General features: G+C 54.7%; 7 protein-coding genes and 2 pseudogenes. 4 read left to right on the top strand and 5 right to left on the bottom strand.

Annotation, left to right across the window (positions count from 1 at the left end; genetic code table 11):
* Positions 1-144: 144 nt before the first annotated feature.
* Entirely contained in the window at positions 145-498 is a 354-nt protein-coding gene (locus Q0J75_RS12145) for a TnpV protein (protein WP_297201697.1), read from the bottom strand.
* A gap of 481 nt (positions 499-979) precedes the next feature.
* On the opposite strand from Q0J75_RS12145, the gene Q0J75_RS12140 reads away from it, so the two are divergent.
* Positions 980-1,207, top strand: a complete 228-nt coding sequence (locus Q0J75_RS12140) for a zinc ribbon domain-containing protein (RefSeq protein ID WP_297201700.1) — start codon at positions 980-982, stop codon at positions 1,205-1,207.
* 94 nt (positions 1,208-1,301) lie between these two features.
* Here the strand turns inward: Q0J75_RS12140 and Q0J75_RS12135 are convergent, their stop codons facing one another.
* The 4 genes and pseudogenes from Q0J75_RS12135 to Q0J75_RS12120 form a co-directional block, all read right to left on the bottom strand.
* Positions 1,302-1,925 carry a CatB-related O-acetyltransferase gene (locus Q0J75_RS12135; RefSeq protein WP_297201693.1) on the bottom strand — a complete coding sequence of 208 codons (624 nt, stop codon included), beginning with the start codon at positions 1,923-1,925 and terminating at the stop codon, positions 1,302-1,304.
* Positions 1,922-3,316: an MATE family efflux transporter gene (locus tag Q0J75_RS12130; RefSeq protein WP_297201690.1), complete on the bottom strand. Its 1,395-nt coding sequence runs from the start codon at positions 3,314-3,316 to the stop codon at positions 1,922-1,924. The genes Q0J75_RS12135 and Q0J75_RS12130 overlap by 4 nt, the downstream gene beginning before the upstream one ends.
* Before the next feature lie 485 nt (positions 3,317-3,801).
* Positions 3,802-4,210 (bottom strand): annotated as a pseudogene (locus tag Q0J75_RS12125) (GNAT family N-acetyltransferase).
* A gap of 9 nt (positions 4,211-4,219) precedes the next feature.
* Positions 4,220-4,957, bottom strand: a complete 738-nt coding sequence (locus Q0J75_RS12120) for a GNAT family N-acetyltransferase (RefSeq protein WP_297201687.1) — start codon at positions 4,955-4,957, stop codon at positions 4,220-4,222.
* 163 nt (positions 4,958-5,120) lie between these two features.
* On the opposite strand from Q0J75_RS12120, the pseudogene Q0J75_RS12115 reads away from it, so the two are divergent.
* From Q0J75_RS12115 to Q0J75_RS12105, 3 genes and pseudogenes are all read left to right on the top strand, one after another.
* Positions 5,121-6,029: pseudogene (locus Q0J75_RS12115) on the top strand (YafY family protein).
* A gap of 1 nt (position 6,030) precedes the next feature.
* The gene (locus Q0J75_RS12110; RefSeq protein ID WP_297201684.1) at positions 6,031-6,351 is read left to right on the top strand and encodes a TfoX/Sxy family protein; all 321 of its coding nucleotides are present in this window, start codon (positions 6,031-6,033) and stop codon (positions 6,349-6,351) included.
* Between the two features lie 2 nt (positions 6,352-6,353).
* A complete protein-coding gene (locus Q0J75_RS12105; protein WP_297201680.1) occupies positions 6,354-6,989 on the top strand; it encodes a GyrI-like domain-containing protein in 636 nt (211 codons plus the stop codon).
* Positions 6,990-7,070 lie beyond the last annotated feature (81 nt).

The following is a 7,070-nucleotide window of genomic DNA, read 5'->3' as shown; positions in this document are numbered from 1 at the left end:
GTATCGCTAAGATTGAAAATGCTCAAAGAGAACGGCTTAATCGAGCGTGTTGGTTCCGACCGCAAAGGATACTGGAAGTTGCTGAAATAACGCAAAAATGCCCTCGCAGCAGGCTTATACGGCTTGCTGCGAGGGCATTGCTGCTTATTCTGTGTACACAAGTTCATGCAGAACGATTTCTTCTGCCCGGCTGTGGATGCTGTTCCTCCGGCGTACCCACTCCATCTGGTTGTCGGCTTTCAGTGCCTCGGTCACGCCTTCCCGGCGCATCATCTCAGCTTCAATGATTTCCAGCCGATTTTTGCAGGCGGCGTCGGTTTCCGCCAAATGGGGAAAGAGTTTTTCTGTGAGCAGCAGGGTACTGTAAATGGCTATACGGTGGTCTCTCAGATAGGCGCGTCGCATCCGGCCATATTTGCCGATGTGGTACTCACTTGTGTCTGATAATACGAGGTCGGGGATCAGGTAGTCCCCGCATTGCGTGTAGGTCAGTTCCATAATGGCCTCCTTTGTGGGAATGTATGAGGTTGACAGCTACGGTCAGGTACGGGGCATTCCTCCTTGTCACAACTGTCTTTTCATTCGCCACAAATGAGCCGCAGTCATGATGTAATTTTCGGTGGTGTAATCCACCCTTTATAAATTACATCATGGTTCTGGATGCTGTTGGACTCGCTGTCCATATTATCATCACGGCTCAGCCGACAATAGAGAGCGGCTGTTCCGGTAGAGAATTTCTTGCTTGACTGTTTCAAAATATCCTCCTTTCTGCCGTCAAACAAGAGGTTTTATCCTATAAATATTATACCTCTGCTCACGGACAGTGTTAAGGATGTCGCCGGTCGGTCAGCGTGGCTCAATGTCAGCCAGCATCAACTTCAGCAGAATATCCCGGAGCGGTTCGCCCTTCTCCTTGTAAACGGGGGTCACGATATTGATACGCCTGACTCGGAAAAACACCTCGCTTTTTGGCTGCAGTATGCCCCTAGAAGACTCCAACATTAGCCGAGAGCTGGACGGCACCTTCAACGAGGAGTACTGCAAGTGGTTTTATGCCAATGGGAAATTCGTCTACACGAGCTTTGAGGAACTGCTGAATTTCCTGGAAAGTCATATATCCAATGAATCCTGGTCCTCTGAGCAAATTAGAGGCTATTTTGAAACTCAGCTACCAAAGCTGAACCACTGGAAACAGCCCGAAACATGAATACATCCCTCTGAAATCTGTGGTTTCCAGAGGGATGTATTTTTTGATTTGTGTCATTTGAATAGGGACAGACCGAACTTTACGGCAAAACAGGTCATCTGATTTGATCCAGCCGTCCCGATTGAATTACGTTCAAATTGGCCTGGATCCGTTCCACCGGCCAGTCCCACCACCGCAACTCCAACAGCGCGGTAATTGTGTCCGCGGAAAACCGCTTTCGGATTGGCTTAGCCGGGACACCGCCCACAATGGTATAGGGCGGGACATCCTTTGTTACGACGGCCCGGGCGCCGATGATGGCTCCGTCACCAACTGTCACCCCCGCCAGGATGGCCGCATCGTAGCCAATCCACACATCGTTTCCGATGACAATGTCACCCTTGTTGTCCCAGGCTCTGGCCACCTGACTCCGGTTCAGTCCCCACGCCTCAAAAAAGATGGGAAAGGGATAGGTGGAGAGGGATTTTAAGCTGTGGTTGGCACTGTTGAAGAGGAACTTCGCCCCACAGGCGATGGAGCAGAACTTGCCGATCACCAGCCGGTCGTGGTTGACGGGATAGTGATACAGCACATTGTTCTTCTCGAAGTCAACGGGGTCATGGACAAAGTCGTTGTACATGGTGTAGTCCCCTACGACGATGCTGGGATCTGTCACGACTTGGTTGAGATAGACGGTCTGTGTATCTCCTGTCCGGGGATAGATGTCTGATGGATTCATATTCTTTTCCTCCTCTTATTCGTTTCGGCTGCCCTCTCTCGAAGGCTCACGCACCAACGTTTTCTTTCCCAGACTCTGCTTTTGAAATAGATGAGCCCAACCAGAGCGGGCAGGATGGGCGAAAGGGCTTGGCCCAGATAGATTCCGGGAAAGCCCACGGAAAAGGAAAAGGCCAGCAGCCACCCCACTGGCAGGCGCACCACCACCGCGTCCAGCAGGGCATTGACCATGGCCACATGGGCCGAGCCCACACCGATGGCAAAGGAATCCAGCGTGTACATGGCGGCATAAGCCAAGCTGTTGACCCCACAGCATAGGCGCAGGTATAGCACGCCGACCCGGATCACCTCCGGACTGGTGCTGTCAAACAGGCGGATGAGGGGTTCCGCCAGAAACTGGACCGTCACCACTACCGCCGCTGTGACAGCTAGGTTCAGCAGCAGACCGGACCGCACCACCTGGCGGGCCCGCCGGATCTGGCCGGCTCCCACACACTGGCCCACCATGGCAGTAATTGCCTGTCCAATAGCCCAGCAGTGCATCCCAGCAAAGGTGTTGATCTTCAATCCTACGCCGGAGGCAGCGGCCACCGAGGTGCCAAAGGGATTGAGCATTCCAGTTACCAGCAGATAGGCCGTGTTCACCACCACCATTTGGATGGCGGTGGGCAGGCCTACCTTCAAAATGGCAAACAGTATTTCCCGGCGAAACTCAATCTTTCTGAGGGAAACGCTCAGCTGGTACCGTTTCAGATATGCCAACGATCCCACAAAGGAAACGCCTTGGGCAGTGATTGTGGCCCAAGCCGCGCCGACCGTACCCATGGAGCACGGCCCTGCCAGCAGTACATCCAGCAAGATGTTTAGAATAGTGGCGACACCCACAAAAAAGAGCGGTGTTTTGGAATTTCCCAGTCCCTTCAGAATAGAGCTGACCGTGTTGTAGCCAAAGACGAATACGGTCCCCCAGCAGATGATCTCCATATAGCCGCAGGCATCCGGATAGGCCTCTGCTGGAACATCCAGTGCCCGGAACAGAGGCTCATAGACGGCAAGGCCGAGCATGGTAACCACAACGGAGGTCGCCAGCGACAGGAGAAATAGCATTCCGATAGTGTCACGCTGGCCCTTTTGGTCGCCCGCTCCTTTGTACTGGGCAACCAAAACACTCCCGCCCATGGTCAGTCCGATACAGAGGGAATTGATGATAAAGCACAGCATGGAGGCATTGCTAATGGCGGCCAGGCCGATCTCGCCTACAATTTTCCCTACCACCAGCATATCCACCACATTGTAGAGGGCCTGCAGCAGGTTGGCCAGAAAAAGCGGGAATGCAAACCGGATCAGTTTTTTCAGCACGCTCCCGGTCAATAAATTTTGATCTTGGGTCATGTAATATCTTCCTTTCAAAACGAAAGAGGGCAGCACAATGCTGTGCGCCCTCTGTTCCATCGCCCTTGAAATGAGCATAACAAAAGGCCGCAGACAAACATCGTCCGCGGCCCAAAATAAACTATCTTGCCCTGTCAGTCTGCAAAAAGGGTGCAAAAACCAAAGGCAGCGATTTTCTGCCCTGGCCCCCCGGTTTTACAACTTGACGGTCCGAAAAGGCTCCGCACAATGTTTTGTGGTATCCATTTGTACGGAGCCGAAATCAATACAGAATTTTCCGAATAACATCGTGCTCACCTCGCTTTGCTATTGTAAATACTATACCACGTGCTGTTGCCTGTCAATGTCCGTCTGGTGGCCTGCCATTGATGGAGCGGATCGCTGACATCACCGCATCCGTCATATCAGTGACAACCGCTCAATTCGTCCGCAGCGCCCACTTCCCATGTTTACAGTTTCCTTTGCAGGTACACCATATCCACCAGCTACACCCCGCCCTCGTAGATGGGGTGGTCGTAGTGGTCAGTAAAAAAGTTCTTGACCAGATGATGCCTGCGAAAGCCGCAGGCTTCATAAAACGGGATGGTGGCGGGGCTGTCTCCGGTACCCACCTGCAGCACCGCCATACTGTCCTGTGTAGGTTCGGACGAGAAAGTCCACTATGGCTTTTCCATAGCCCTTGCCCTGAGCGGCAGGCTCCACAGCGATGTTCTTCAGCTCCAGGATACCTTTTCCTTCGTCGGTTACCACGCATTCTGCCTTGACGCCGTCATCCCTCAGCACATACATGGTCCCACGCTCCAGATAGCGGTCCACCATGTCCTCCTGCTCGTCGGCCAGCAGCAGTAAGTCGAGATATCTCTTTTTGTCCGTCTCCACTTTTCTGATTTCCATAGGCACACCTTATTTTTTCAGAAGCCGCTTCAGCGCGGCGGCGTCCAGCAGATTTACCGTCACGAACTTTCCCTGATAGAATACCGCCCAGTTATTGAACACACAGGGCAAGGCCTTGGCCTTTTCCAAGGTGTCCACCGAAATGAGGGTGCAGGGTGTCTCCAGTTCTTCGCATGTCTTGCGCACCAACTCCACACTCTGATAAATGTAGGGACACTGGGAACTGTAATAAATGGTCAACTCCTGAGGCTCAATCGCCTGCCGTTTGGCGTTCTCCCCAAAGCGGGGCTTCGTCCCGTCAAAGGAGAGGGCCAGCAGCCGATAGCCGTCCGGGGTGGTATCCACGGTTTCAAACCCATACTTCTCCGCGAAGGCCTGGTCTGAGAGCCAGGCCTTTTGCTTTTCCGCCCCCAGCATACACACGCCGGACTTCCCCTTGGCCCTGGCATCGGACAGGCAGTACTCCATTAGTTGCCTGCCGTAGCCCTTGCCCTTGAACTCCCTGCTGACCCACAGGCAGTAGATATAGAAGTAGTTATCCCCTTCCACCGGCACCCAGGCGGTCTCCAGCGGAGCATACTCGATGAACACCACGCCCTTGGCGTTCAGCTTGCGGAACACATGTCCCTCCCGGAGCCAAACCCGCTTGGCCTCCACGCCGGGGTGAGGCTTCTTGCTGCGAATGATGCAGCACAGATGCTCCCGATCCAGATTTCCTTCTGTTAGATTGAGAAACTGATCTTCCATGTCCGCTACCTCCCGGAAAATCTGCCTCCATGATACCATGCCCTCCACGGCAAGACAATCCCAGATCCCACCGGCAAAAGTTTTTCTCTAGGATAAACATGACAGACAGTTGTCGTGTTCCTATGCTATAATGCAGACAGAAATGCGAAAGGCGGTGTACCCCATGAAGATGGAGCGGCTCATTGGCATCCTGTCCATTTTGCTTCAGCGGGAGAAGGTCACCGCCCCGGAGCTGGCAGAGCAGTTCGAAGTGTCCAGGCGGACCATCCAGCGGGACATCGAATCGCTTTGTCGGGCAGGCATCCCCATCGCCACGGCTCAGGGGGCTGGGGGCGGCATCTTCATCATGGAGGGCTACCGAGTGGACCGGACGGTGCTCACCGCTCCGGAGATGCAAGCTATTCTGGCGGGGCTGCGGAGTTTGGACAGTGTCAGCGGCACCCGGCGCTACGCCCAACTGATGGAGAAACTGTCCGCTGGGACAGACAGCCTGATGCCCAGCGGCACCCACATGCTCATCGACCTCTCCTCTTGGTATAAAACCAGCCTGCCGCCCAAAATTGAGTTTATCCAAGAGGCCATTGAGCAGCACCACGCCATCCGCTTTACCTACTTCTCCCCCAAGGGGGAATCGGTGCGCACCGTGGAGCCCTACTATCTGGTGTTCCACTGGTCCACCTGGTATGTGTGGGGCTGGTGCCGGATGCGTAAGGATTTCCGCATGTTCAAATTGAACCGCATGACAGAGCTCACCACTGGGGAACCCTTTGATCCCCGGTCCGCACCCTTACCCGACCTGGAGCCGGAACAGATCTTTTCGATCAAGTATCAGGTGACTGTTCTCTTTCATCCGTCCTGCCGCTGGCGGCTGGTGGAGGAATACGGGGCGGACTGCTTTACCGTGGAGTTGGACGGGCGGCTGCGCTTCACGGGTGGCCTTCCCGATGCCGATAGCGTGCTCAGCTAGGTGCTCACCTTTGGAGACAAGGCAGAGCTGCGGGAACCGGAGGAGCTGCGGGAGCGGCTTGGTGCGTTGACAAAAGTGCTGGCCGACCGCTACAGGAGGGATTAGTATGGCCTCTCATCAGGACTTTGTGGACTATGTGGCCGAGCAGCTGCGGGACGCGGGCGACATCCGCAGTCGGAAGATGTTCGGTGAATATGGTGTCTACTGCGACGGCATATTTTTCGCCGTCATCTGCGACGACCAGCTTTTTATAAAGGTCACCCCGGCGGGTGAGGCGGCCTTTCCCCATCTGCCCAAGGCTCCGCCCTATGATGGTGCCAGGGACTACATCTGGGTGGAGGATGTGGACGACCGGGACACCATGGCCGACCTTACCCGCCTCACCTGTCTGGCCCTTCAGGCCCAGCCGAAGAAAAGGTGGAAATAACCGTGGTCTTCGACTATAAGAAGGAGTATAAGGAGTTCTACATGCCCCCTAAGAAACCCGGCATCATCACCGTACCCGCCATGAACTTTCTGGCGGTGCAGGGGCAGGGCGATCCCAACGAGGAGGGCGGCGCTTACAAGCAGGCCCTGGAACTGTTTTACGCTGTGGCCTACACCATCAAAATGAGCAAGATGGGACAGCATCGTCTGAAGGGCTACTTCGACTATGTGGTGCCGCCCCTGGAGGGCCTTTGGTGGCAGGAGGATATCCAGGGCGTGGACTATTCCCGCAAGGCGGATTTCCGGTGGATCTCCCTCATCCGCCTGCCTGAGTTTGTGACAGAAGAGGCCTTCCGCTGGGCTGTCCGGGAGGCCGCGGAGAAGAAACAGCGGGACTTTTCCAAGGTGGAATTTTTCTCCTGGGAGGAAGGTCTGTGCGTCCAATGCATGCACATTGACCCCTATGACGACGAGCCCACCACCGTGGCCGCCATGGAGGAGTACGCCAAGGATCAGGGCTATGAGGCGGATTTCAGAGAAGGGCGTTTCCACCACGAGATCTATTTGAGCGATGTGCGGCGGTGCAAGCCGGAAAAACTGAAAACCGTCATCCGGCAGCCCATCAAACGGGCAGAGTGAGGAAAGAAAAGGACCTGTTGACAAAGGTAACGTATGGGCTGAGAAATCATATTCTCAGCCCATATTTCATCCATAAATACC

Origin of the sequence: uncultured Flavonifractor sp., from assembly GCF_944385615.1 — a bacterium.
GTDB lineage: Bacteria > Bacillota > Clostridia > Oscillospirales > Oscillospiraceae > Flavonifractor.
This window is presented reverse-complemented; position numbering and strand designations above follow the sequence as displayed.

Bases quoted from the DNA above. Each gene is read 5' to 3' on its own strand.
- Q0J75_RS12145 (WP_297201697.1), bottom strand. From the start codon at position 498: ATGGAACTGACCTACACGCAATGCGGGGACTACCTGATCCCCGACCTC.
- Q0J75_RS12140 (WP_297201700.1), top strand. From the start codon at position 980: ATGCCCCTAGAAGACTCCAACATTAGCCGAGAGCTGGACGGCACCTTC.
- Q0J75_RS12135 (WP_297201693.1), bottom strand. From the start codon at position 1,925: ATGAATCCATCAGACATCTATCCCCGGACAGGAGATACACAGACCGTC.
- Q0J75_RS12130 (WP_297201690.1), bottom strand. From the start codon at position 3,316: ATGACCCAAGATCAAAATTTATTGACCGGGAGCGTGCTGAAAAAACTG.
- Q0J75_RS12120 (WP_297201687.1), bottom strand. From the start codon at position 4,957: ATGGAAGATCAGTTTCTCAATCTAACAGAAGGAAATCTGGATCGGGAG.
- Q0J75_RS12110 (WP_297201684.1), top strand. From the start codon at position 6,031: ATGGCCTCTCATCAGGACTTTGTGGACTATGTGGCCGAGCAGCTGCGG.